Raw genomic sequence first — 24,802 nt, forward strand, 5'->3', positions numbered from 1 at the left:
AGGCTAGGAACTTGCAGGCGTTTGGAGGAAATTGCGTGGACGACATGACTGGGACCATCGGCGGCATCAGCCGCGCCCGCATCACCGCCTTCAGGGAGCGCGAGGCGGAGATTTATGCAGCGGCGCGCCCGCAGTCGAAGGCACTGATCGGCCAGGGAGCGGCAGGTTATCTCGGTGGCGTGCCGATGCACTGGATGCAAGACTGGCCGATGCCGTTCCCCTTCATCGTCAAGAAGGCCGAAGGCGCGAAGATCAAGGACATCGACGGCAACAAGCTCGCCGACTTCTGCCTCGGCGATACCGGCTCTATGTTCGGCCATTCGCCAGAGCCGGTGGTTGAGGCAATTAAGCGCCAGAGCAAGCGCGGCCTCACCTACATGCTGCCGAGCGATGACGCGCTGATGGTTGGTGAGTTGCTGGTTGAACGCTTCGGCCTGCCCTACTGGCAGATCGCGACCACCGCCACCGACGCCAACCGCTTTGCGCTGCGCGTTGCGCGCGCCGTCACCAACCGCCCGAAGATCCTCGTCTTCAACGGCTGCTATCATGGCTCGGTCGACGAGACCTTCGTGCAGCTGCGCCATGGCTGGCAGGTCAACAAGGCAGGGCTGGCAGGCGAGTTCCGCGACCTCACCCGCGGCGCGGTCGTGGTCGAGTTTAACGACATCGAGGCGGTCGAGCGCGCGCTTGCCGAAAGGGACATCGCCTGCGTCATTACCGAGCCGGTGATGACCAATTCCTGTATGGTGCTGCCCGAGCCCGGCTTCCACGAGCAGCTGCGCGAGGTCACCCGCAAATACGGCACGCTGCTCCTCATCGACGAGACCCACACCATCTCGACGGGGCCCGGCGGCTACACGCGCGGCTACGGGCTGGAGCCTGACCTCTTCGTCCTCGGCAAGCCCATCGCCGGCGGCGTCCCCGCCAGCGTCTGGGGCATGACGGAAGAAGTCGCCGCACGCTGGCAGGCCTATCTCGAGACCAAGGAGCCCGGCTATTCCGGCATGGGCACGACGCTCTCGGCCAACCCGCTCCAGTTCGCCGCCATGCGCGCGATGCTGGAAGATGTGATGACCGAGGAAGCCTACGAGCACATGGAAGAGCTCGCCGACCGCCTGCAGCAGGGCCTTGCCGAAGCCATCGACGACAACGAGCTCGGCTGGCACGTCGTCCGCGTCGGCGCCCGCGTCGAGTTCATCTGCGCGCCGGGCCCGCTCGCCAACGGCACCGAGGCCGCCGCTGCCCACGCGCCGGAACTGGAGGCGGCCATCCACCTCGGTCTCGTCAACCGCGGCTGCCTGATCGCGCCGTTCCACAACATGACGCTGGTCTCGCCGGCGACAAAGGAAAAGCATGTAGACCGCCTCATTGAGGCGTTCGACGATATCGTCTCGGAGCTGGCAGAGTGACCCTTTCCCCATCCGGTTCGAGCGTCGAGGAAGCGCTGTCCTTCCTCGATGCCCATCCTGAAATCGAAGCCTTTGACATCGTCCTGACGGATGCCAATGGCATCGGCCGTGGGAAGATCATCCGCCGCCACGAGCTGCAGGGCGTTTATGAGAACGGCCGCCACCTGCCGATCTCGATCCTTGGCCTCGATATCGTCGGCGAGGATGTTCACGAGACGGGCCTGATCTGGGACGCCGGCGATGGCGATCTGCGGGCCTGGCCGATCCCCGGCTCTCTGGTGCCGTTGCACGGCACTAACCCGCCGCGCGGGCAGGTGCTCCTGTCGATGTACGACCTCGACGGCAATCCGATGACCAGCGACCCCCGCCATGCGCTGAAGCGCGAGGTCGACGCGTTTGCCGCGCGCGGCCTCTATCCAGCCGGCGCGTTCGAGCTCGAGTTCTTCCTGCTTTCCAATGAGCGCGACAGCGAGGGCCGCGTCCAGCCTGCCCGTGCGGTGCTCGACGGCCGGGCCAGCAACAAGACCGAGGTCTATTCGGTCGATCACCTGCACGGCATGGAGCCGCTGTTCTCGGACATCTACAAGGCCGCAGCCGCGCAAGGCATTCCCGCCGAGACAGTCATCTCGGAATACGCTCCCGGCCAGTACGAGCTGACGCTCAACTACCGCAAGGACATCCTGCGCGCAGCCGACGACCTTTTGATGCTCAAGCGCCTCGTGCGCATGCAGGCGCGCCGCCACGGCGTCACCGCCTGCTTCATGGCAAAGCCCATCGAGCGCTATGCTGGCTCGGGAATGCACCTGCACGTCTCGATGCAGGATGGCGAGGGCCGAAACGTCTTCACCGAGGAGCGCGACGGCGAGTGGTCCCCGACGCTGCTGCATGCGCTCGGCGGACTCACCGCCACCATGGCGGAGTCGATGCTGGTCTTTGCGCCGCACGCGAACTCCTGGCGCCGTTTTGTCTCCCAGTCATATGCGCCAGTCGCACCGACCTGGGGCGTCAACAACCGTTCGGTCGCCTTGCGCGTGCCGGCAGGCTCGAAGTCTGCCCGCCGCATCGAGCACCGCCCGTCCGGCGTCGATGCGAACCCGTATCTCGTTGCGGCCACGGTTCTTGCAGGCATAGCGAAGGGCCTCGACGAAAAGCTCGACCCCGGCGCTGAGACGACCGGCAACGGCTACGAATGCGAGCGCGCCAATGGTGCGGAGATGCCGGCCGACTGGCTGTCGGCAATCAAGGCGGCGGAGGCCTCCAGCTTTCTTAAAGAAGCGCTGGGCGAGGACATGCACCGCACCTTCACGGCCATCAAGCGCGCAGAGTACTTGCGCGTTGCCCGCACGGTGAGCGAGCTCGACTACCACCTCTACCTGCACGAGGTCTGAGTTTCGCACTTTACGAAAATCGTGATTGGACGGAAGTTCGTCCGGAACATATGTAGAACATATGTCTGGTCTGTCCCTCCGTGAAAAGCTCAGCATCCTCGCCGACGCTGCGAAGTACGATGCGTCCTGCGCGTCTTCCGGTGCCGCCGGCCGCAACTCGCTCAAGTCCAAAGGCATCGGCTCGACCGAAGGGAGCGGCATCTGCCACTCCTACGCCCCCGACGGGCGCTGCATCTCGCTCCTAAAAATCCTGCTGACGAATTTCTGCATCTACGACTGCGCCTACTGCATCAACCGTTCGTCATCCAACGTGCGCCGCGCCCGCTTCTCCGTCGACGAGGTGGTGAGGCTCACGCTCGACTTCTACAAGCGTAACTATATCGAGGGCCTGTTCCTCTCCTCCGGTGTCATCCGCTCACCTGACGAGACGATGGCCGAGATGGTCGAGATCGCCCGGCGTCTGCGCATCGATCATTCTTTCCAGGGCTACATCCACCTCAAGACGATCCCTGAGGCGAGCGACGAACTGATCGAGCAGGCCGGGCTATACGCCGACCGCCTGTCGATCAATGTCGAGCTGCCGACTGACGAGGGCGTGAAGCGCCTGGCCCCGCAGAAGAAACCGGAGACGATCCGCGTCTCGATGGCGAACCTGCGCCTCAAGATCGAGGAGAAGGCTGAGCCGACCCTGCAGACGAAGCGCAAGCAGCGCTTCGCGCCGGGCGGGCAGTCGACGCAGATGATCGTCGGCGCTGACGCCACCACCGACGCGGAGATCCTGACGACTTCTTCGCGACTTTATTCCGGCTACAAACTCCGCCGCGTCTACTATTCGGCGTTCAGCCCGATCCCGGATTCGTCCTCCGCGCTTCCCCTGATCCGTCCGCCGCTGATGCGCGAGCACCGGCTCTACCAGGCCGACTGGCTGATGCGCTTCTACGGCTTCGAAAAGGACGAGATCGTGGCCGCGCAGCCGAACGGGATGCTCGACCTCGAGATCGACCCCAAGCTTGCCTGGGCGCTCGCCAACCGCCACGTCTTCCCGGTCGACGTCAACCGCGCCCCCCGCGAAATGCTGCTGCGAATTCCCGGCATCGGCTCGAAGGTGGTCAAGCGCATCCTCGACATCAGGCGCTACCGAAGGCTCAGACTGGAAGACGTCGGCCGCCTGTGCGTGTCGATCGCCAAGGTAAGACCCTTCATCATCGCGGACGGCTGGAGCCCCGGCGGGTCGACCGATGCGCTGAACCTGCGCCAGCGGCTTGCGCCCCAACCCAAGCAGCTGTCGCTATTCTGATGGTCAGCTATTCGGTTACGCTCGCAGGGGAGACGGACTTTGCTGGCTGGCGCGATGCCGCCCGCAGGCTGGTGCTGAACGACGTTCAGCCGCAGGACATCGTCTGGCAGACGCAAGCCTCCGCCGACCTGTTCGGCGCTGGCGGCGTTCCCCTGCCGGAATTGCCGGACGGCAAAATCCTCAACGTGCCTCGCGAGTTCGTCGACATCGCCGAGGGCGTCATCTGCCATCGCGACCCTGCGCGGTTTGCCCTTCTCTACCGGCTGCTCTGGCGCATGCGCGACGAGCCGCACCTTCTCAAGATTGCCTCCGACCCGGACGTCGCCGTGCTGCGCGAGATGGCAAAGTCGGTTCGCCGCGACATCCACAAGATGCGCGCCTTCGTCCGTTTCGTGCGCATCGGCGAAGGCGAGGACGAGCGCTACGTCGCCTGGTTCGAGCCGGAGCACTACATCGTTGAGCGCAACGCGCCATTCTTCATCCGCCGCTTTACCGGCATGCGCTGGACGATCTTCACGCCGCACGCCTCCGCCGACTGGGATGGCGAAAAGCTGTCGATCGGCCCCGGTGCCACCCGCAGCGACGTTCCGCGCGAGGATACCTCCAACGAGCTCTGGCGCACCTATTTCTCCAGCATCTTCAACCCGGCCCGTCTCAAGGTGAAGGCGATGCAGGCCGAGATGCCGAAGAAGTACTGGCGGAACCTTCCGGAGGCTTCGCTTATTCCGGATCTGATAAAGGGCGCGGACGCCGCTGCCCGCAAGATGCTGGAGACGATGCCGACCATGCCGGCTCCCCACCATGCGAAGATCCAGGAACGCGTCTGGAAGAAGGCTTCGGAGGAAGAGGTCCCCGAGGTCGCCAGCAACCTTGCCGAGCTGCGCGCGCAGGCTGACGGCTGCCGCCGCTGCCCGCTCTGGCGCGACGCCACCCAGACCGTTTTCGGCGAAGGACCTGAAAACGCGAAGATCGTCTTCGTGGGTGAGCAGCCGGGCGACCAGGAGGATCTGGCGGGACGCCCCTTCGTCGGTCCGGCCGGCCGCGTGTTCGACGAGGTGATCGAACAGGCAGGGATCGACCGCGAGAAGCTTTACGTCACCAATGCGGTGAAACACTTCAAGTTCGTGCCGCGCGGCAAGCGCCGCCTGCACCAGAAGCCGAATGCGGGTGAAGTCAGCGCCTGCCGCTGGTGGATCGACAACGAGCTGAAGATGATCAGGCCAGAGCTGGTGGTGGCGATGGGCGCGACGGCTGCCCAGTCCCTGCTCGGCAAGGCGGTTCCCATCACCCGCATGCGCGGCCAAACCGTTACGCGGGAGGACGGGCTGAAGGTGTTTCTTACCATCCACCCGTCCTTCATCCTGCGCATCCGCGAGAAAGAAGAGGCGCGCGCAGAGCGCGGCCGCTTCCTCAAGGACATGCAGGCGGTGGCGAAGCTCGCCGCCTAAACGATCAGGATCGCCCGCAGGTCGTTGACATTGGTCCCGGTGGGGCCCGGCACGAACAGGTCATTGACCGCCGAAAACGCCGTCCAGGCATCGTTGCGCATCAGCGCCGCCTTGGGGTCCGCGCCGGCCGCCCGCATGCGGCCGGCCGAGGTGTAGTCGGCGAAAGCGCCGGCATTGTTCTCGGAACCGTCGATGCCGTCGGTATCGGCAGCAAAGGCATGAACCCCTTCGACACCCTCGACTCCTAACGCGAACGCAAGCAGGAACTCGCTGTTGCGTCCGCCCTTGCCGCCCTTTTCGCGGATCGTCACGGTTGTTTCGCCGCCCGACAGCAGCAGCACTGGCTTTTCAAATGGCCGCCCCCGCGTCGCGATCTCGCGCGCCATCGCCGCGTGAACGCCCGCCACCTCGCGCGCCTCGCCTTCCATCGAGTCAGACAGGATCACCGCTTTGATCCCGCGCTTTTCAGCCTCTGCAGCCGCCGCTTCGAGCGAGCGTGCGGCAGAGGCAATGACGTGAACCTCGTTGCCCGCAAACCGCGGATCGTCGGGCATGGGCGCGTTCGCAGCATCCGTCTCAAGATGCCGCATCGCAGCCTCCGGCAGCTTCAGCCGGTAGGCATTGACAATCGCCAGCGCATCCTGCCGGGTCGCACAATCAGGGACCGTCGGGCCCGACGCCACGAAGGCAGGGTTGTCGCCGGGAATGTCCGAGACGAGGAGCGAAACGACCTTTGCCGGATGCGCCGCCAGCGCCAGCCGCCCGCCCTTGATGGTCGAAAGATGCTTGCGCACCGTGTTCATCGCCGAGATCGGCGCGCCGGAGGCAAGCAGCGCCTCGTTGACCGCGATCTCGTCGGCAAGGGTCATACCTTCTGGCGGCGAAGGCAGCAGCGCCGAGCCGCCGCCCGAAATCAGCGCGACGACCAGGTCATCGCTCGTCAGCCCCTCGAGCTTCTCGAACAGCCGCTTCGAGGCAACGAGACCAGCCTCGTCCGGCACCGGATGCGCCGCCTCGATCACTTCGATCCGCTCGCACGCGCAGCCATAGCCGTAGCGGGTGACGACAAGGCCGTCGATCGGCCCGTCCCAGGCCTTTTCGAAGGTAGCAGCCATCTGCGCCGAGCCCTTGCCGGCCCCAATGACGATGGTGCGGCCTTTCGGCTTTGCGGGCAGGAACTGGCGGATCGCCTTTTCCGGGTCGGCGGCAGCAACCGCCGCGTTGAACAGCGCGGTGAAGAATTCGCGTGGATCAGTAATCACTTTCAGGCCGTCAGTTCGCGCTTCAGGGGGCGACCGGCAACGTAGGTTTCCCTCACGGCACGATCATCGCCCAGCGTTTGCAGCACGAACAGTTCCTCGGCAAGCGATTTTACGGTTTCCATGCGCAGCGCCATCGCCGGCGTCGCCGTCGCGTCCAGCACGACGAGGTCGGCATCGGTGCCCACATCCAGCGTGCCAATGCGCTCATCCAGCGACAGCGCCTTGGCGTTGCCGAGCGTCATCTGCCAGAAGGCCGCGAACGGGTTCATCTTCTCCCCCTGCAGCGCCACGACCTTGTAGGCCTCGTCCATCGTCCGCAGCATCGAATAGGAGGTGCCGCCGCCGACATCGGTCGCTGCCGCGATTCGCACCGGCTTTGAGCGCTTCGAATAGCCCTGCCAGTCGAACAGGCCGGAGCCAAGGAAGAGGTTGGAGGTCGGGCAGAACACGGCGACCGAGCCGCTTTCCGACAGCGCATCCGCCTCGCGGTCCGACAGGTGGATGCAGTGGCCGAACAGCGCCTTCGGGCCGAGCAGACCGTAACGGGCATAGACGTCGGTGTAGTCTGTGGAGGCGGGATAGAGCTCTTGCGTGAAGGCGATCTCCGCCTTGTTCTCCGAAAGATGCGTCTGCATGTGGAGGTCCGGATGCTCGCGCATCAGCGCGCCAGCCAGCTCCATTTGTTCCGGCGTCGAGGTGATGGCAAATCGGGGCGTGACCGCATAGCGCAGCCGGCCCTTTCCGTGCCACTCGGCGATCAGCGCCTTGGTGTCGTCATAGCCAGACTGCGCGGTGTCGCGCAGGCCGTCCGGCGCGTTGCGGTCCATCATCACCTTGCCCGCAATCACCAGCATGTCGCGCGACAGCGCCTCGGCGAAGAAGGCATCGACGCTCTGGCGGTGCACTGAGCAATAGGCGGCAACCGTCGTCGTACCGTTGCGGATGATCTCGTCGCAGAACAGCCGCGCGATGCGGCGGCCGTGCTGCGCGTCGATGAACTTTGTCTCCTCCGGGAAGGTGTAGGTGTTGAGCCAGTCGAGCAGCTCGGCGCCGTAGGACGCGATCACCTGCATCTGCGGCACATGCACATGCGCATCGATAAAGCCGGGCAGGATCAGGTGCGGACGATGGTCCTCGACCGGAACGTCACCGGCCTTTTCCCCGACCAGCGCGTAGGGGCCGATCGCGGCGATCTTGCCGTCACGGACGAGGATCCCTCCGTCTTCTTCATAGACGTAGGAGGCGCGGTCATCGACGGATTCTGGCTTGGAACGAAACGAAAGAGTGCGGCCGCGAAGCAGGCGTTCGGTCATCGGTGGTGTCCTTCTTGCGAGGCGAAGCGTTGGCATTGCCCCTCACCTGCCTGCCGGCATCCTCTCCCCGCAAGCGGGGAGAGGAACGACTGCCGCGACCGTTCCGCCTTCCCTTCTCCCCGTTCACGGGGAGAAGGTGCCCGAAGGGCGGATGAGGGGCAGCGCCCAACGCCTAAATCCTTCACTTCACCGCCTCTTCGAACCAGGCGACGATCAGCGCGCGTTCTTCCTTCGTTATGCCGGAGACATTGGCGGGCGGCATGGCATGGCTGCGGCCGGCCTGCAGGTAGATCTCGCGGGCATGCTCGGCGACAGCGACGTCGGTGTCGAGCCGCACGCCCTTCGGCGTGAAGTGGATGCCGTCCCAGGCAGGCTCGGCCGCGTGGCACATCGAGCAGCGGCCCATGACGGTGTCGCGCACGGCCGCAAAATGGGTCGACTGCATGAAGCGCTCAGCTGACGGCGACGGCTTCTCTTTGCCGGTGAGCGCGGACGGCACCGTCGACAGCCACATGATGATAACGAACAGCACCGCCGCCGCGCCCCAGGTCCAGTGCGGGTTGCCCTTCCGTGCGTGGACCGTGTTGAAGTAGTGCCGGATCAGCACGCCGATCAGGAATACCAGCGATGCGATTACCCAGTTGAACTCGGTGGCGTAGGCCAGCGGGTAGTGGTTCGACAGCATCAGGAAGATGACCGGCAGCGTCAGGTAGTTGTTGTGCAGCGACCGGGTCTTGGCGATCTTGCCGTACTTCGGGTCGGGCTTTCGGCCGGCGATCAGGTCGGCCACCACGATCTTCTGGTTCGGAATGATGATCAGGAACACATTCGCCGACATGATCGTCGCGGTGAACGCGCCGAGATGCAGGAAAGCCGCGCGGCCGGTGAAGAGGTGCGTGTAGCCCCAGGCGATCAGAACCAGGATCGGGAACAGTACCAGCATCAGCAGCGTGTCGTTGTTCGCGAGCTTCGAGCGGCAGAGCTGGTCGTAGATCAGCCAGCCGAGCACCAGCGAACCCATCGAGATCAGGATCGCCACTGGCTGCGACACGTCGAGGACGTTCGGATCGATCAGGTAAAGGTCCGCGCCCGCGTAGTAGACGATGGCGAGCAGGAAGAAGCCCGACATCCACGTGAAGTAGGACTCCCACTTGAACCAGGTCAGGTGCTCAGGCATTCGCGCCGGCGCGACCAGATATTTCTGGATGTGGTAGAAGCCGCCGCCGTGGACCTGCCACTCCTCGCCATGCGCGCCTTCCGGCATGCCCTCCCGCTTCACGAGGCCGAGGTCGAGTGCGATGAAGTAGAAGGACGAGCCGATCCAGGCGATCGCGGTGATGACGTGCAGCCAGCGCACGCCAAACGATAGCCATTCCCAGAAAATCGCGTAGTCGTTCATCTTTGTCCCCGATAGCTGGTGCGCCCAGCATTCTTGTCACTGCGCAGCTTACGGGAAGTGGTTCAATCCGAAAGAGGGAAGAGCCACGATGACTTTCAAAAAAATCGCGAAAATGGTAGCTCAAGACCGACAGGGGAGCGAGCAACATGGCCTATCTGGACAACATCGCCGTCTTCGTGCGGGTGGTCGAGCTTGGCAATCTCTCGGCTGCCGGGCGGGACCTGCGCATTTCCCCCGCTGTTGCTTCCAACCGCATCAAGGAGCTGGAAAAGTACCTCGGTGTGCGCCTGTTCAACCGCACAACGCGTCAGCTTTCACCGACCGAGCACGGCCGTGTCTTTTACGAAGGCGCGCGCAAAGTACTGGATGCCGTGGCCGAAGCCGATGCGGCGGTGACCGCTCTTTCAGGCCAGCCGCGCGGCACGATCCGCGTCACCGCTCCGCTTGGCATCGGCCGCCGGCTGATCGCGTCCGGCATTCCGGAATTCCACGACCGTTATCCCGACATCGAGGTGCGACTGCGCCTTTCCGACCGTCATGTCGACATCATGAAGGAAGGCATCGACGTCGCCTTCCGTCTTGGACACCTGGAGGATTCCAGCCTCAGGATGCGCGGGATCATGGACTGCGAGCGCGTGCTGGCCGCGGCTCCGTCCTATCTGGAGCGCCGGGGCGAGCCGAAGACGCCGCAGGACCTCGTCAATGACAGGCACGACTGCCTTCTACTGCGCTTTCCGGGCGCGCAGGAGTTCGTGTGGACACTCAAGACGCCGGAAGGCCCGCGAAGGGTCGAGGTCCGCGGGCCGTTTGATTCAGATGATGGTGACGTGATTACCGGCTGGGCGCTCGCGGGTCGCGGGATCATCAACAAGCCGCGCTTCGACATCGAGCCATTCCTGCGGGATGGCAGGCTGAAAATCGTCCTGCCGGACAATCCGCCGCCGCCGGTGCAGCTTGCCGCAGTTTTCCCGCATAAGAAGTTTCAGGATCCCAAGGTCCGCCTGCTGCTCGACTTCATGGCGGAGCGTTGCCAGCGAATGATCCGCGAGATCCTGTCCGGCAAGGCCTAGCCGATGCCAAGGAACGACAGGATGGCAACGACGATGACCACCAGGCCGACGATATAGATGATGCTGTTCATGGTACTTCCCTCAGTTTGTTTCGTGAAAGAAACACCCTGAGGGGTAAAACGGTTCCGCCGGGCTTCTTCAGCCTCTTGAGGGAAGGTAGCGCAGGAGCTCGGCCGTCACCAGCGCGGCAATGACGGCGGGCCGCTTGTCCTTCACCTCGGTGCCGCCGATCGGGCAGATCAGCCTGCTGAACCTCTCTTCGGTTCCGCCCGCCTCGCGAAGATACCAGCTGCGGAAGGTCGCCTTCTTCGTCTTCGAACCGATCATGCCGACATAAGCAGCATCGCCGCGCGCCAGCGCCTCGGCGACGATCAGAAAATCCAGCGAATGGTCGTGGGTGAGCACCACGAAGGCCGAGTCCGGCCGCGCGTCGCGCACGACCTCTTCCGGCACCGCGGTTCCGATGGTCCTGATGCCTTCGGGGACACCCTCAAGTTCCTCCGGCCGCGTCTCCACCAGCGTCGTCGTCAGCGGCAGGAGGGACAGGGCATTGGCAAGCGCATGCCCGACATGCCCGCCGCCGAACAGAAAGACATTCGGCTGGGTCTCCTCCTCGACCGCGATGCGGGCGGGAAACGTCTGCCTGAGTTCGTCATCAACCAGCGCAAGGTCGATCGTCACCCGCCCGCCGCAGCACTGGCCGATCTCCGGGCCGAGCGGAACGTCGAGCTTCGCCGTACCGATCCTCTGAGCGATCATCTCACGGGCGCGGGCGACCGCCATGAATTCGAGCTGGCCGCCGCCGATGGTGCCAAAGATGCCGGTCGGCGAGACCAGCATCCAGGTAGCCACCTCGCGCGGCGTCGAGCCTTTCGCCTCGCTGATCTCGACCAGCGCGAGGCCGGGCGACGCGGCAAGGAAGTCGTGAAGCTGTCGCGCCTGCGGGGTCATGCCCTGCGCCACCGTTCTATCGTCCGGACTCGGCCTTCAGCCGCTCGATCGCCATCAGCACGCGCTCCGGCGTCGCCGGCGCATCGAGCCGCGGGCAGATCTTGTGATCCGCGACGCTCGCCACCGCGTCCGACAGCGCGTGCAGTACCGAAATGCCGAGCGGCAGCGGCGGCTCGCCGACCGCCTTCGAGCGGTGGATCGTCGGCTCGTAAGCCTGCGACCAGTCGGTCAGCGCCACATTGAAAATCTTTGGGCGGTCGGAGGCGAGCGGGATCTTGTAAGTCGAAGGCGCGTGCGTGCGCAGCCGGCCCTTCTCGTCCCAGACCAGTTCTTCCGTGGTCAGCCAGCCGGCGCCCTGGATGAAGCCCCCCTCGACCTGTCCTTGGTCGATCGCCGGGTTCAGCGAGCGGCCGACGTCGTGCAGGATATCGGTGCGTTCCAGAACGTACTCGCCGGTCAGCGTGTCGACCGACACTTCCGAGCATGCCGCGCCATAGGCGAAGTAGTAGAAGGCGTGGCCCTTGCCGGCTGAGCGGTCCCAGTGGATCTTCGGCGTCTTGTAGAAGCCCGCCGCCGACAGCTGCACACGCGCGACATAGGCCTGGCGCACGATCTCGTTGAACGGGATCTCTTGGTTGCCGACCCGAACGCGGTTTGGCAGGAACACGACCTGTTCCTTCGGCACGCCGTACTTTTCCGCCGCAAAATCGATCAGCCGCTTCTTGATCTGCCGCGCTGCGTCCTGCGCCGCCATGCCGTTGAGGTCGGCGCCCGATGAGGCCGCCGTCGGCGAGGTGTTCGGCACCTTGCCAGTCGTGGTGGCGGTGATGCGCACCCGGTCGAGGTCGATCTGCAGTTCCTCGGCCACCACTTGCGCCACCTTGAGATGCAGCCCTTGCCCCATCTCGGTGCCGCCGTGGTTCATGTGCACCGAACCGTCGGCATAGATATGCACCAGCGCACCGGCCTGGTTGGACTCGGTCTTGGTGAACGAGATGCCGAACTTGACCGGCGTCAGCGCAATGCCGCGCTTGATGACGCGGCTGTTGGCATTGAACGCGGCGATCTCGCGGCGGCGGCCAGCATAGTCGGCGCGTTCCTCCAGCTCGGCGACGATCTGCTGGATGATGCAGTCCTCAACCTTCTGGTGATAGGGCGTGAGGTTGCGCCCGCCGTCGCTGCCCATTGGGTCGTAGAAGTTGAGCTTGCGGATCTCGAGCGGATCCTTGCCGACCGCAAACGCCACTTCCTCGATCACGCGCTCGGCACCCACCATGCCCTGCGGGCCGCCGAAGCCGCGAAAGGCTGTGTTGGAGACGGTGTTGGTCTTCAAGAGCGCCGACTTCGCATGCACATGCGGGAAGAAATAGGCGTTGTCGCAGTGAAACAGGGCGCGGTCGCCCACCGGGCCCGACAGGTCGGCCGAGAAGCCGGCCCTGAGCGCAAAGATGTAGTCGACGCCGAGGATGCGGCCTTCCTCGTCGAAGCCGACCTCATAGTCGATGGCGAAGTCGTGCCGCTTGCCGGTCGCGGCCATGTCCTCATCGCGGTCGAGGCGAATTTTCACCGGCCGGCCGAGCTTCTTGGCCGCGATTGCCGCCAGCACCGCCCACTGGTTCGCCTGCGTTTCCTTGCCGCCGAAGCCGCCGCCCATGCGCCGTACCTCGACAGTGACGGCATGCGAGGCAATGCCCAGCGCATGCGCCACCATGTGCTGTGTTTCGCTTGGCCCCTGTGTCGAGCAGTAGACCGTCACCTCGTCATCCTCGCCGGGGACGGCCATCGACACCTGCCCCTCGAGGTAGAAATGATCCTGCCCGCCAAGCAGCATCCGACCCTTCACCCGCCGCGGCGCCTGCGCAATCGCCTCTGTCGCCTCGCCGCGCTTCAGCGTCAGCGGCGGAAACACCTGCGGGTGGCTGTCGAAGTCGAGGTCCCTGATGTCGAAGACGCCCGGCAGCTCCTCGTACTCGACCTTGGCGAGCCGCGCGGCGCGGCGTGCCTGCGCGCGCGTTTCGGCGATCACGCAGAAGATCGGCTGGCCGTGGAACTCGACCTTGCCGTCGGCAAGGATCGGATCGTCGTTCATGCCGGACGGCGAGATGTCGTTAGTGCCCGGAATGTCCTTCGCGGTCAGCACAGCGACCACGCCCGGCGCGCTCCGCACCGCCGAAAGGTCCATCGACTTGATGATGCCATGCGCGACGCCGGCAAGCCCCAGCCCCGCATGTAGCGTGCCCGCCGGCTCCGGCATGTCGTCGATGTAGATGGCGGTGCCGGAAACATGCTTGTGCGCGGAATCGTGCCGCTCGGGCGCATGGACGCCGCCCTTGATGCGGGTCGCCTTGAGGTCCTGGACTGGATGATTGCCCATCTCACGCCTCCTCGTAGCGCTTGACCCTGAACGGCTTCGCCGCACTGGTGGTTTCGAGATAGAACCGCAACAGCAGGTTTTTCGCTGCCAGCAGGCGGTACTCCGCCGTCGCGCGCATGTCGGTGAGCGGCGTGTAGTCGGTCGCATATGCCGCCTGCGCCGCCACGATCGTTTCCTCGGTCCACGGCTGGCCAATCAGCGCCTGCTCCACCGCCCTTGCCCGCTTCGGCGTCGCGGCCATGCCGCCATAGGCAATCCGTGCGGCGGCCACCCTGCCCTCGCGCACCTGCACATTGAAGGCGCCCAGCGCTGCCGTGATGTCCTCGTCGCGGCGCTTGGAGATCTTGTGGACGGCAAAATGCGCGTCTGGCGCCGGAAGCGGCACATGGACCGACTCCACGAACTCGCCGGGAGCCCGGTCCTGCTTGCCATAGGCGATGAAGAAATCTTCGAGCGGGATGCAGCGGCGGACATTCCCGTGCCGCAGCGTGACCGATGCGCCTAGTGCGATCAGCGGCGGCGGCGTATCGCCGATCGGGGAACCATTGGCGATATTGCCGCCGATCGTGCCCATGTTGCGCACCTGCTCGCCACCGATGCGGTCGACCAGCGCGCCCAGCGCCGGGACGCGAGCCGCCAGGAAATCTCGCGCCTGCGTATAGCTGACACCGGCGCCGATGCGGATGCCGTCCTGGTGTTCGGTGATGGTCTGTAGCTCCTCCAGCCCGCCGATGAAGATGACCGGCGAGATGTCGCGCATTTGCTTGGTCACCGACAGGCCAACGTCGGTTGATCCCGCGACGACAGTCGCCGCCGGCTCGGCGGCGTAGATCTCGGCGAAATCGTCGACCGAAGCCGGAACGATCAGCCGGTTCTTGCCCGACCCAATCTCGACGCGCGCGCCATCCTTGAGCGCGGCAAGCCGGGCGGCAATGTCCGTTCGCTCCTTCGCCAGCAGATCGCGACCAGCCTCGCCATAGGACGAGATCGCGCGGGCCGCGCGCATGATCGACTCGTATCCAGTGCAGCGGCAGAGATTGCCCTGCAGCGCCTTCTCGATCCGCGCATCAGACGGGCTCGGCTCTCGCATCCACAGCACATAGAGCGACATGACGAAGCCCGGCGTGCAGAAGCCGCACTGCGAGCCATGAAAATCGACCAGCGCCTGCTGCACCGGATGCAGCCCGCCATTCTCGCCGCGAAGGTGCTCGACCGTCACGACGTGGCAGCCATCGAGCGAGCCGAGGAAGCGGATGCAGGCGTTGACGGATTCATAGACGAGCTCACCGCCCGTCAGCCGGCCGACCAGCACCGTGCAGGCGCCGCAATCGCCCTCAGCGCAGCCTTCCTTGCTGCCACGCAGCGACCGGCGCAGGCGCAGGAAGTCGAGCAGCAGTTCGTCCGGCTTGACGTCCGGGAGCGTGACCGTCTCGCCGTTGAGGATGAAGCGGATTTCGCGGCGAACCGGCTGGGCCATCTCAGCTCCCCCTATAGGTCGAGTAGCCGAACGGCGAGATCAGCAGCGGGACATGATAGTGGGCCCGCTCGGCCATACCGAAGCGGATCGGTATCTCGTCGAGGAACAGCGGGTCAGGCAGCTTCGCGCCGCTCGCGCGCAGATAGTCGCCGGCGTGGAAGACGAGTTCGTAGACACCGGTCTGGAAGGCGTCACCCTCGAGCACAGGCGCATCGCAGCGGCCGTCATGGTTGGTGACAACGTCCTTCACCTTCTGCCGCGTCTCGCCCTCGATCCGGTAAAGCGTGATCTTCAGACCCGCCGCGGGCTTGCCCGAAGCGGTATCGAGAACGTGGGTTGTAAGCCTCCCGGCCCCTGCCTGCGCCATAATTTTCTCCTGCCCCGCATCTTCCGGCGTTGGGATTGCCTTCGATCTTCGCAACCTATTGCATCGGATGCAAATGGCAGCGGCGAAAGCGCCAAAAAGACTTTCAAATTTTCCGATGGGAATGCGCCTGCATTTGTTCAATTATCCTGCGGACAAACGAGGACTGAAGGTAATGCGATATCCCAGAGACATGCGCGGCTACGGCCAGAACCCGCCGGACCCGAAGTGGCCGGGCGGCGCCCATGTCGCGGTGCAGTTCGTGGTCAACTACGAGGAAGGCGGCGAGAACAATATCCTGCACGGCGACGCCGCGTCCGAGGCGTTCCTGTCGGAAGTGGTCGGCGCGGCGCCCTGGCCCGGCAAGCGCCATTGGAACATGGAGTCGATCTACGAATACGGTGCCCGCGCCGGCTTCTGGCGGCTGCATCGCATGTTCACGGAAGCCGAGGTTCCGGTCACGGTCTACGGCGTTGCCACAGCCCTTGCCCGCTCGCCCGACCAAGTCGCGGCGATGAAGGAAGCGGGCTGGGAAATCGCCAGCCACGGCCTGCGCTGGATCGACTATCGCGATCACGACGAGGAATCCGAGCGCAATGACCTTCTCGAGGCCATCCGCCTCCACACGGAGGTGGTCGGCGAGCGCCCGCGCGGCATGTATCTCGGCCGCACCTCTGTCTGGACCGTGCGCCTGTCGGCGGCCGAAGGCGGTTTCGACTGGATCTCCGATACCTATGACGACGACCTGCCCTACTGGCTCGACCACGACGGTCACGGCAATCCGATCCCGCCGCAGCTGGTGATCCCCTACACGCTCGATGCCAACGACATGCGCTTTGCCACCTCGCAGGGCTTCAACTCCGGCGACCAGTTCTTCGCGTACCTCAAGGACACGTTCGACACGCTCTATGCCGAGGGCAAGGCGGGCCGGCCGGCGATGATGAGCATCGGCCTGCACTGCCGCCTGATCGGCCGCCCCGGCCGCGCCGCGTCGCTCAAGCGCTTCATCGACTACGTGAAGAGCCACGACAAGGTGTGGCTGCCGACGCGCGGGCAGATCGCCGCCCATTGGCGCGAGCATCATCCCTACAAGCCGCACCCGCTGCGCCCGAGCCGCATGTCGCGCGAAGAGTTCGTGGCAAAGTTCGGCGGCATCTTCGAGCACTCGGCCTGGATCGCCGAGCGCGCCTTCGACCTCGAGCTTGGCCCCGCGCACGATTCCGCCGGCGGCCTGCACAACGCGCTCGCGCGCATCTTCCGTTCGGCAAGCGAGGAGGAACGGCTCGGCGTCCTGCGCGCACATCCCGACCTTGCCGGCAAGCTGGCGCAGGCAAAGCGCCTGACGCCAGAATCAGCCAATGAGCAGGCCTCCGCCGGCCTCGACGCGCTGACCGATGAGGAGCGCGAGGCCTTCACGCGGCTGAACACGGCCTATGTCGAAAAATTCGGCTTCCCGTTCATCATCGCCGTCAAGGACAACACCAAGGCAAGCATCCTTGCCGCCTTCCAGACGCGCATCAACAACGACCGCGACACCGAGTTCGCTACCGCCTGCAAGCAGGTGGAGCGCATTGCTGAGCTGCGGCTGAGAGACATCCTGCCAGCCTGAGGGACGAGACAGATGAGTGACAGAAGCTACTACGCCCCTCACGGCGGCCTGCCGCCCCAGACGGAGCTGCACACCGGCCGCGCGATCTTCACCGAAGCTTATGCGGTGATCCCAAAGGGCGTGATGAGCGACATCGTCACCAGCTACCTACCCTTCTGGGACAAGACCCGGCTCTGGATCATCTCGCGCCCTCTCTCCGGCTTCGCGGAGACCTTCTCGCAATACATCATGGAAGTGGCTCCCGGCGGCGGCAGCGACCAGCCTGAACCCGACGCGGATGCCGAGGGCGTCCTGTTTGTGGTCGAGGGCGAGATCACCGTTACGCTCGACGGCGAAAAGCACGCGCTCATCCCCGGCGGCTATGCCTATCTGCCGCCTGCAAGCGGCTGGGCGCTCCGCAACGAACGCTCTGAGACCGCGCGCTTCCACTGGATCCGCAAGGCCTACGACTTCGTCGAGGGGCTGGACGTCCCGGACCCGCTGTTTCTGAACGAGAAGGATATTGCGCCTTCCATCATGCCCGACACCAACGGTGCCTGGGCAACGACACGCTTCGTCGATCCAGCAGATCTTCGCCACGACATGCATGTGACCATCGTCACCTTCGAGCCAGGCGGCGTCATCCCGTTCGAGGAAACGCATGTGATGGAGCACGGCCTCTACGTGCTGGAGGGCAAGGCGGTCTACAAGCTCAACCGCGACTGGGTCGAGGTCGAGGCTGGCGACTTCATGTGGCTGCGCGCCTTCTGCCCGCAGGCCTGCTACGCGGGCGGTCCGGGAAAATTCCGCTACCTCCTCTACAAGGACGTCAACCGCCACGCCAAGCTGGCGTTCAGGTAGGATGGTTGGTGGGGATATCGCCATCTCAACGTGCAGGACGTCCGCATGAGCAACCGCATCATCACCGCCCGGCCGCTGACGCGCGAGGCGTTTGCCGAATTTGGCGACGTCATCGACACCGACTGCGACACGCACTACCCGATCAATGGCGGCAAATGCGAGCGCTATCACGATCTGTGCAAGGTCGAAGCGCTGGGCGAAAATGCGCGGGTGCTGGTGTCGATCTTCAAGGGCACGCCGTACGACCTGCCGCTGAAGCTCACCATGGTCGAACGCCATCCGCTTGGCAGCCAGGCATTCGTGCCACTGTCGCCGGCACCTTTCCTGGTGATCGTCTGTCATGATGAGAACGGCCGGCCCGGCCGGCCGCATGCGTTCATCACCTCGCCCGGCCAGGGCGTGAACTACCCGGCCAACCGCTGGCACGGCGTGCTGACGCCGATCGGTGCGCCACAGGACTTCGTCGTCGTCGACCGCGGCGGCGATGGCAGCAACCTCGAGGAATATTTCTTCGAGGAGCCCTGGGAAATCAGGCTGCCGGAATAGCTTCTTCCACTTTTCGGCTACCGAAAGCGACACCGGACAAGCGCGTCATTGTCGCATTTCGTTGCAACCTGACGTTACGTCATTCGTTTCAGCTGCAGTTGAATTTCTTCTCCGCGTCGCGGCGGCAGCCCTGAACCCGACGCTACTTCAGCACGATTCTCCCTTGCAGGGTGGTGACTTAGGAGTGGGGCAATCCGCTATCGGCAGCCATAGTTATACATCTATACATTATATGTATAAATCATCCTTAAGTTGAATCTTACGCGATACACCAAAGCTATTTCCGGACATTAGGCGACTAAAAAATACGCCATTACGTGTCGCACAACGCCTTGTGGCCCGGACTATTTTGGCTCCAATATGTCGGCAACGAGGCGCGGTTCACGCAGCCCAAGTCAATGGGTCCGACAGATCAATCGGGTGAGGAGCATTACTACATGTCCAGCGAACTTGATTTCTTGAGCCGTCACGTTGCCATGGGTCGTTTGAGCCGCCGGGATTTCCTCGGCCGTGCTGCTGCGCTGGGCGTCTCGGCTACCGTAGCGAACTCGCTCCTCGCAAACGCCGTCAGGGCGCAGGGGCCACAGAAGGGCGGCGACCTGCGCATGGGGCTAACGGGCGGCGAATCCACAAACAGCCTCGATCCCGCCAAGTGGCTGACTCAGGTGCCGCAGAACTTCGGCTCCACCTGGGGCGAACTGCTGGTCCTCCAGTCCCCTGAAGATGGCTCGCCGCAGCCGGTCCTCGCCGAGAGTTGGGAAGCGTCCGATGACGCCAAGGAATGGCGCTTCAAGATCCGCAAGGGCGTGACCTTCCACAATGGCAAGGAGCTGACGCCGGAAGACGTTGCCCAGACCATCCGCCGCCATTCGGACGAAAAGACCGAGTCCGCCGCGCTCGGCGTCCTGCGCGGCCTCGGCGACATTGCTGTCGACGGCGACAATGTCGTCTTCAAGCTGGAACATGGCAATGCGGATTTGCCGCTGCTCCTGACCGACTACCACCTCGTGATCCAGCCGAACGGCGGCTACGACAAACCGGACGAAGGCATCGGCACCGGCCCCTACAAGGTCGAGGTCAACGAGCCGGGCGTGCGCCACGTCAGCACAAAATATGACGGCTACTGGCGCGACGATGTCGGCCACGTCGCCTCGGTCGAGGTGATCGTGATGAACGACGCCACCGCCCGCATGGCGGCGCTGCAGTCGGGCCAGGTGCACATCATTAACCGCGTCGAGCCACGCACCGTGGCGCTGCTGTCGCGGGCGCCGGGCGTGCACATCGAGAGCACCCCGTCGAAGGGCCACTACGTGTTCATCATGCATTGCAACACGGCGCCGTTCGACAACCACGACCTGCGCATGGCCCTGAAGCTCGCGATCGACCGCGAGCAGATGGTCAACCAGATCCTGATGGGCCATGCCACGATCGGAAACGACTTCCCGATCAACGAGTCCTACGCCCTGTTCCCAACCGATATTGAGCAGCGCGTCTACGATCCGGAGAAGGCCAAGTTCCACTACCAGAAGTCCGGCCACAGCGGCCCGATCCTGCTGCGCACCTCGGACGTCGCCTTCCCCGGCGCGGTCGACGCGGCGCAGCTGTTCCAGCAGCAGGCCGCCAAAGCCGGCATCGAACTGCAGGTCCAGCGCGAGCCTGGCGACGGTTACTGGACCGAGGTTTGGAACAAGCAGCCCTTCAGCGCCTCCTACTGGGGCGGACGACCGACGCAGGATTCGATGTACTCCACCGCCTACATCTCCGGCGCGGACTGGAACGACACCCGCTTCTTCGACGAGGGCTTCGACAAGATCATCCTTGAGGCCCGCGCCGAGCTCGACCAGAAGCGGCGCGCCGAGCTCTATCGCGAGGCGGCGCTCAAGGTGCGCGATGACGGCGGCCTCATCCTGCCGATGTTCAACGACTTCATCGACGCCCGTCGCGAGGAGGTCCAGGGCTGGGTCCGCGACCCGAACCACGAAACCTCGAACCTGAGGGCGGCGACCCGCGTCTGGCTGCAGCAGGGCTGACGGGCCAATGCAGATCCTGAAACTCATAGCCCAGCGCATCGCGCTGGGCATCCTGTTGCTTTTCGCCGTCTCCGTCCTGATCTTCGCGGGAACCGAAATCCTGCCCGGTGACGTCGCGGCCTCGATCCTCGGCCAGTCGGCCACGCCGCAGGCGCTCGAAAACCTGCGCCGTGAACTCGGGCTCAACGAACCAGCCATCGTCCGCTATTTCACCTGGCTCGGCGGGCTGCTCACCGGCGACCTCGGCACCGCCCTTTCCAATCGCATGGATATCGCGACCTCAATCTGGCCGCGGCTGAAAAACACGCTGTTCCTAGCCTTTTGGGCGGCGGTCGTGTCGGTGCCGCTCGCGCTCATCCTCGGCATGCTCGCCGTGCGCTACCGCAACGGCTGGATCGACAAGGCGATCTCAGGCTTCGCACTCGCCTCGACTTCGCTGCCCGAATTCTTCATCGGCTACGTGCTGATCTTCTTCTTCGCGGTGAAGCTCAACTGGTTCCCGAGCTTCTCGACTGTGCATGAGGCGATGTCGTTCGGTGACCGCATGAAGGCGATCGCTCTGCCCGCCACCGCGCTCACCCTCGTCGTGCTGGCGCACATGATGCGCATGACGCGCGCTGCGATCCTGAACGTGATGCAGTCGGCCTATATCGAGACGGCGGAGCTCAAGGGCCTGTCACAGTTCGACATCATCCGCCGCCACGCCTTCCCGAACGCCATCGCCCCGATCGTCAACGTGGTGATGCTGAACCTTGCCTTCCTCGTTGTCGGCGTCGTCGTCATCGAGGTGATCTTTGTCTATCCCGGCATGGGCCAGTATCTCGTCGACCACGTCACCAAGCGCGACGTCCCGGTGGTGCAAGCCGTCGGCCTGATCTTCGCGGCCGTCTACATCACGCTCAACATGATCGCGGACATTGCGGCCATCGTCTCCAACCCGCGCCTGCGGCACCCACGGTAGGAGCGGCGGATGTTCGACATCAAGACCATCACCGTCAGCGCCTGGATCGGCCTCTTCTTCACCGCTTTGTTTCTGTTTTGCGCGATTTTCGCGCCGTGGATCGCGCCCTACGGCAAGGCGGAGATCGTCGGCGGGGTGTGGGAGCCGATGTCCGAGCAGTTTCTGCTCGGTACCGACAATCTCGGCCGCGACCTGCTCTCGCGCATGATCTACGGCGCCCGCACCACCGTGCTCATCGCCGCCGCAGCGACGGCGCTATCCTTCTCGCTCGGCGCCATCCTCGGCTTCACGGCAGCCGTCGTCGGCGGCTGGTTCGACACGCTGATGTCGCGCTTCATCGACCTTTTGATGTCGATCCCGACGCTAATCTTCGGCCTGGTGGTGCTGTCGGTGCTGCCTTCGACGATCATCACCCTGATCCTCGTCATGGGCCTCCTGGATTCGACACGCGTCTATCGCCTGTCGCGCGCGGTCGCCGCCGACATTAACGTCATGGACTTCGTCGAGGCGGCCAAGCTGCGAGGCGAAGGCAATGCCTGGATCATCTTCCGCGAGATCCTGCCCAACGCGCTGTCACCGCTCGTTTCGGAACTCGGCCTTCGCTTCATCTACGCCGTACTGTTCCTCTCGGCGCTGTCGTTCCTCGGCCTTGGCGTGCAGCCGCCGGAGGCGGACTGGGGCGGCATGGTGAAGGAGAACAAGGAAGGTATCGTCTTCGGCATTCCGGCGGCGCTGATCCCGGCCGGGGCCATCGCTGCACTCGCCATCTCGGTCAATCTCGTCGCCGACTGGGTGCTGAACCGAACCTCGAGCCTGAAGGGAGGGCGCGGCTGATGGCAAATCCCGCTCCGAAGCACGACGGCCGCCTCCTCGAGATCCGCAACCTCAGAATCGAGGCGACGAGCTATCCGCCCGGCGAGCCGCCGAAGAACATCACCATCGTCCATGACGTGTCGCTGACGCTCGAACGCGGCAAGGTGCTCGGCCTCATCGGCGAGTCCGGCGCCGGCAAGTCCACCATCGGCCTTTCCTCGATGGCCTATGGCCGCGGTGGCGTGCGCATTACCGGCGGCGAGGTTCTGCTCAACGGCCGCGATATCCTCAAGGCGGGGAAACGCGGCATCCGCAGGATACGCGGCCGCGAGGTCTGCTATGTCGCCCAGTCGGCGGCAGCCGCCTTCAACCCCGCCCACAAACTGATGGATCAGGTGGTGGAGGCGGCACTCCAGCACGGAACCGCCAGCCGCGCCGAGGCGGAAAAGCGGGCGAAGGCCCTGTTTCGCAAGCTCAGCCTTCCCGATCCCGACAATATCGGCAACCGCTACCCGCACCAGGTCTCGGGAGGCCAGCTCCAGCGCGTGATGACGGCCATGGCGCTTTGCTCGGAACCCGACCTCATCGTCTTCGACGAGCCGACCACCGCGCTCGACGTCACCACCCAGATCGACGTGCTCGCGGCAATCAAGGACGCGATCCGCGACACCGGCGTTGCCGCGCTATACATCACCCACGACCTCGCCGTCGTCGCCCAGATCGCGGACGAGATCATTGTCCTGCGCAACGGCAAACTGGTCGAATGGGGCGACACGCAGCAGATCATCAAGGAGCCCCGACAGGAATACACCAATCAGCTCGTCTCGGTGCACAGGATAGACCACCAGGAAAAGCCGGCGACCAGCAGCCCGATCCTGTCAGTGAAGAACGTGACTGCCGCCTATGGACACGGCGCGATCAGGGTGCTGAAGGACGTCTCAGTCGACATCCATCCGGGCCAGACGCTGGCCGTCGTCGGCGAATCCGGCTCCGGCAAGTCGACGCTCGCCCGCGCCATCACCGGCCTCCTCCCGCCGATGGAAGGCACCATCACCTTTGCCGGGCGGACGCTGGCGAACCGGCTTGCCGACCGGCAGCGCGAAGACCTGCGCGAGCTGCAGATGATCTACCAGATGGCGGACGTCGCCATGAACCCGCGCCAGACGGTGGCGGAGATCATCGGCCGGCCGCTTGAGTTCTATTTCGGCATGCGCGGACGCCAGCGCGATGCGCGAGTTGCCGAGCTTCTCGATAAGATCGAGATGGGCAAGGGCTTTGCCGACCGCTATCCCGCCGAGCTCTCGGGCGGGCAGAAGCAGCGCGTCTGCATAGCCCGCGCGCTGGCGGCGAAGCCGAGGCTGATCATCTGCGACGAGGTCACCTCGGCGCTCGACCCGCTGGTCGCGCACGGCATCCTGCGCTTGCTGCTCGACCTGCAGGCGGAAGAGGACGTCGCCTACCTCTTCATCACCCATGACCTCGCAACGGTGAAAGCAATCGCCGACTCCATCGCAGTCATGTATCGCGGCGAGGTCGTGCGCTACGGGCCGAAGTCGCAGGTGCTGACGCCGCCCTTCGACGACTACACGGACCTGCTGTTGTCGTCCGTGCCAGAGATGGAGGTGGGCTGGCTCGAGCGGGCGATTTCCGGCCGGCGCATGGCAAGCGCCGGCAACTGAGGATCAGGCTTGGAGCCTGCGGATCAGATAGCGTACGGTGCGCTCGCCGCCATAGACGTCGGCGAGGCCGGCTTCCTCGAAGCCCATCGCGGCGTGAAAGGCGTCCGACTCTGGGTTGGGCGGATTGAAGTTGACTTCGCAGCCGACGACGGAGTGGCCCGCCGCCTGAGCCCTGGCGAACACCTGCTCGTAAAGCTTTCGCGCCAGCCCGCGCCCACGCGCATGCTTCGCCACCACGATCCGGTCGACATAGACGAAGCGCGGATAGCGGTCCCTGAACCACAGGAAGTTCGGGCTGTCGTAGTCGGCATCCTGATCGAAGGTGAGCAGGAAGGCGTCGGCCTCCCCCACCCGCGCTGTCCAGAACGCCTCGGAGACGAGATGCGCGAGCCGCTCCGGCTCGAGCCATGAGAGCTCACACGCGTGCTCGTTGTTGAGTTCGAGGATGGCAGGCAGCGCGTCCGAAGTGACGGGCAGCACGGGAGAAAGGGCAGTATCAGACATGCGCGGATCACTAGCCGATCGTCCGCCGCCGTCAACGCTCCGTCACCGCTGGCACACGCTTTTTTGCA

At 64.5% G+C, this 24,802-nt stretch carries 20 protein-coding genes; 12 read left to right on the plus strand and 8 right to left on the minus strand.

What is annotated here, in order from left to right; all coding sequences use genetic code 11:
* Positions 1-44 precede the first annotated feature (44 nt).
* The 4 genes from L630_RS0106500 (at position 45) to L630_RS0106515 (ending at position 5,542) form a co-directional block, all read left to right on the plus strand.
* A complete protein-coding gene (locus L630_RS0106500; RefSeq protein ID WP_034329570.1) occupies positions 45-1,409 on the plus strand; it encodes an aspartate aminotransferase family protein in 1,365 nt (454 codons plus the stop codon).
* Complete coding sequence (locus L630_RS0106505; protein WP_024847463.1) at positions 1,406-2,797, plus strand: glutamine synthetase family protein; 1,392 nt, start codon at positions 1,406-1,408, stop codon at positions 2,795-2,797. Before L630_RS0106500 ends, L630_RS0106505 begins: the two co-directional genes overlap by 4 nt.
* A 61-nt stretch (positions 2,798-2,858) precedes the next feature.
* On the plus strand, positions 2,859-4,094 hold the full coding sequence (locus L630_RS0106510) for a putative DNA modification/repair radical SAM protein (RefSeq protein ID WP_024847464.1): 1,236 nt from the start codon (positions 2,859-2,861) through the stop codon (positions 4,092-4,094).
* A complete protein-coding gene (locus tag L630_RS0106515) occupies positions 4,094-5,542 on the plus strand; it encodes a UdgX family uracil-DNA binding protein (RefSeq protein WP_024847465.1) in 1,449 nt (482 codons plus the stop codon). The genes L630_RS0106510 and L630_RS0106515 overlap by 1 nt, the downstream gene beginning before the upstream one ends.
* Here L630_RS0106515 and L630_RS0106520 read toward each other — a convergent pair.
* From L630_RS0106520 to L630_RS0106530, 3 genes are all read right to left on the minus strand, one after another.
* Positions 5,539-6,810, minus strand: coding sequence for a glycerate kinase (locus L630_RS0106520; RefSeq protein ID WP_144708864.1), 1,272 nt, complete (start codon positions 6,808-6,810; stop codon positions 5,539-5,541). The two genes, L630_RS0106515 and L630_RS0106520, sit on opposite strands and share 4 nt — an antisense overlap.
* Positions 6,807-8,117, minus strand: a complete 1,311-nt coding sequence (guaD, locus tag L630_RS0106525) for a guanine deaminase (protein WP_024847467.1) — start codon at positions 8,115-8,117, stop codon at positions 6,807-6,809. Before guaD ends, L630_RS0106520 begins: the two co-directional genes overlap by 4 nt.
* 181 nt (positions 8,118-8,298) lie before the next feature.
* Positions 8,299-9,516: a urate hydroxylase PuuD gene (locus L630_RS0106530; protein WP_024847468.1), complete on the minus strand. Its 1,218-nt coding sequence runs from the start codon at positions 9,514-9,516 to the stop codon at positions 8,299-8,301.
* A 146-nt stretch (positions 9,517-9,662) separates the two neighbouring features.
* Here L630_RS0106530 and L630_RS0106535 point away from each other — a divergent pair, with 146 nt between their 5' ends.
* A complete protein-coding gene (locus tag L630_RS0106535) occupies positions 9,663-10,586 on the plus strand; it encodes a LysR family transcriptional regulator (protein WP_024847469.1) in 924 nt (307 codons plus the stop codon).
* Positions 10,587-10,724: 138 nt separating this feature from the next.
* On the opposite strand, the gene xdhC is transcribed toward L630_RS0106535, so the two are convergent.
* Genes xdhC through uraH form a run of 4 tightly spaced genes read right to left on the minus strand, consistent with a single transcriptional unit; the run spans position 10,725 to position 15,755 of the window.
* Positions 10,725-11,537 (minus strand): xanthine dehydrogenase accessory protein XdhC, encoded by an 813-nt coding sequence (xdhC, locus tag L630_RS0106540; protein ID WP_024847470.1) that lies wholly within the window; start codon positions 11,535-11,537, stop codon positions 10,725-10,727.
* Positions 11,538-11,553: 16 nt separating this feature from the next.
* On the minus strand, positions 11,554-13,911 hold the full coding sequence (xdhB, locus tag L630_RS0106545) for a xanthine dehydrogenase molybdopterin binding subunit (RefSeq protein ID WP_024847471.1): 2,358 nt from the start codon (positions 13,909-13,911) through the stop codon (positions 11,554-11,556).
* Between the two features lies 1 nt (position 13,912).
* Positions 13,913-15,388 (minus strand): xanthine dehydrogenase small subunit, encoded by a 1,476-nt coding sequence (xdhA, locus tag L630_RS0106550; protein WP_024847472.1) that lies wholly within the window; start codon positions 15,386-15,388, stop codon positions 13,913-13,915.
* 1 nt (position 15,389) lies between these two features.
* On the minus strand, positions 15,390-15,755 hold the full coding sequence (gene uraH / locus L630_RS0106555; RefSeq protein ID WP_024847473.1) for a hydroxyisourate hydrolase: 366 nt from the start codon (positions 15,753-15,755) through the stop codon (positions 15,390-15,392).
* A gap of 172 nt (positions 15,756-15,927) precedes the next feature.
* Here uraH and puuE point away from each other — a divergent pair, with 172 nt between their 5' ends.
* The 7 genes from puuE (at position 15,928) to L630_RS0106590 (ending at position 24,230) form a co-directional block, all read left to right on the plus strand.
* Positions 15,928-17,361: an allantoinase PuuE gene (puuE, locus tag L630_RS0106560; RefSeq protein ID WP_024847474.1), complete on the plus strand. Its 1,434-nt coding sequence runs from the start codon at positions 15,928-15,930 to the stop codon at positions 17,359-17,361.
* Positions 17,362-17,373: 12 nt separating this feature from the next.
* Positions 17,374-18,201: a bifunctional allantoicase/(S)-ureidoglycine aminohydrolase gene (locus L630_RS0106565; RefSeq protein ID WP_024847475.1), complete on the plus strand. Its 828-nt coding sequence runs from the start codon at positions 17,374-17,376 to the stop codon at positions 18,199-18,201.
* A 45-nt stretch (positions 18,202-18,246) separates the two neighbouring features.
* Positions 18,247-18,747 carry an ureidoglycolate lyase gene (locus tag L630_RS0106570; RefSeq protein ID WP_024847476.1) on the plus strand — a complete coding sequence of 167 codons (501 nt, stop codon included), beginning with the start codon at positions 18,247-18,249 and terminating at the stop codon, positions 18,745-18,747.
* 437 nt (positions 18,748-19,184) lie between these two features.
* On the plus strand, positions 19,185-20,777 hold the full coding sequence (locus L630_RS0106575) for an ABC transporter substrate-binding protein (RefSeq protein WP_024847477.1): 1,593 nt from the start codon (positions 19,185-19,187) through the stop codon (positions 20,775-20,777).
* A 7-nt stretch (positions 20,778-20,784) separates the two neighbouring features.
* Positions 20,785-21,738 (plus strand): ABC transporter permease, encoded by a 954-nt coding sequence (locus tag L630_RS0106580; protein ID WP_024847478.1) that lies wholly within the window; start codon positions 20,785-20,787, stop codon positions 21,736-21,738.
* Positions 21,739-21,747: 9 nt separating this feature from the next.
* Entirely contained in the window at positions 21,748-22,572 is an 825-nt protein-coding gene (locus L630_RS0106585) for an ABC transporter permease (RefSeq protein ID WP_024847479.1), read from the plus strand.
* Entirely contained in the window at positions 22,572-24,230 is a 1,659-nt protein-coding gene (locus L630_RS0106590) for an ABC transporter ATP-binding protein (RefSeq protein WP_024847480.1), read from the plus strand. Before L630_RS0106585 ends, L630_RS0106590 begins: the two co-directional genes overlap by 1 nt.
* A 3-nt stretch (positions 24,231-24,233) precedes the next feature.
* On the opposite strand, the gene L630_RS0106595 is transcribed toward L630_RS0106590, so the two are convergent.
* Positions 24,234-24,734 carry a GNAT family N-acetyltransferase gene (locus L630_RS0106595; protein ID WP_024847481.1) on the minus strand — a complete coding sequence of 167 codons (501 nt, stop codon included), beginning with the start codon at positions 24,732-24,734 and terminating at the stop codon, positions 24,234-24,236.
* Positions 24,735-24,802: the final 68 nt, after the last annotated feature.

Source organism: Aminobacter sp. J41, assembly GCF_000526635.1.
Classification (GTDB): Bacteria; Pseudomonadota; Alphaproteobacteria; order Rhizobiales; family Rhizobiaceae; genus Aerobium.

Bases quoted from the DNA above. Each gene is read 5' to 3' on its own strand.
- L630_RS0106565 (WP_024847475.1), top strand. From the start codon at position 17,374: ATGAGTGACAGAAGCTACTACGCCCCTCACGGCGGCCTGCCGCCCCAG.
- L630_RS0106590 (WP_024847480.1), top strand. From the start codon at position 22,572: ATGGCAAATCCCGCTCCGAAGCACGACGGCCGCCTCCTCGAGATCCGC.
- guaD (WP_024847467.1), bottom strand. From the start codon at position 8,117: ATGACCGAACGCCTGCTTCGCGGCCGCACTCTTTCGTTTCGTTCCAAG.
- L630_RS0106570 (WP_024847476.1), top strand. From the start codon at position 18,247: ATGAGCAACCGCATCATCACCGCCCGGCCGCTGACGCGCGAGGCGTTT.
- L630_RS0106510 (WP_024847464.1), top strand. From the start codon at position 2,859: ATGTCTGGTCTGTCCCTCCGTGAAAAGCTCAGCATCCTCGCCGACGCT.
- L630_RS0106595 (WP_024847481.1), bottom strand. From the start codon at position 24,734: ATGTCTGATACTGCCCTTTCTCCCGTGCTGCCCGTCACTTCGGACGCG.
- L630_RS0106580 (WP_024847478.1), top strand. From the start codon at position 20,785: ATGCAGATCCTGAAACTCATAGCCCAGCGCATCGCGCTGGGCATCCTG.
- xdhC (WP_024847470.1), bottom strand. From the start codon at position 11,537: ATGACCCCGCAGGCGCGACAGCTTCACGACTTCCTTGCCGCGTCGCCC.
- xdhA (WP_024847472.1), bottom strand. From the start codon at position 15,388: ATGGCCCAGCCGGTTCGCCGCGAAATCCGCTTCATCCTCAACGGCGAG.
- puuE (WP_024847474.1), top strand. From the start codon at position 15,928: ATGCGATATCCCAGAGACATGCGCGGCTACGGCCAGAACCCGCCGGAC.
- L630_RS0106500 (WP_034329570.1), top strand. From the start codon at position 45: ATGACTGGGACCATCGGCGGCATCAGCCGCGCCCGCATCACCGCCTTC.
- L630_RS0106515 (WP_024847465.1), top strand. From the start codon at position 4,094: ATGGTCAGCTATTCGGTTACGCTCGCAGGGGAGACGGACTTTGCTGGC.
- L630_RS0106535 (WP_024847469.1), top strand. From the start codon at position 9,663: ATGGCCTATCTGGACAACATCGCCGTCTTCGTGCGGGTGGTCGAGCTT.
- uraH (WP_024847473.1), bottom strand. From the start codon at position 15,755: ATGGCGCAGGCAGGGGCCGGGAGGCTTACAACCCACGTTCTCGATACC.
- L630_RS0106585 (WP_024847479.1), top strand. From the start codon at position 21,748: ATGTTCGACATCAAGACCATCACCGTCAGCGCCTGGATCGGCCTCTTC.
- xdhB (WP_024847471.1), bottom strand. From the start codon at position 13,911: ATGGGCAATCATCCAGTCCAGGACCTCAAGGCGACCCGCATCAAGGGC.
- L630_RS0106530 (WP_024847468.1), bottom strand. From the start codon at position 9,516: ATGAACGACTACGCGATTTTCTGGGAATGGCTATCGTTTGGCGTGCGC.
- L630_RS0106575 (WP_024847477.1), top strand. From the start codon at position 19,185: ATGTCCAGCGAACTTGATTTCTTGAGCCGTCACGTTGCCATGGGTCGT.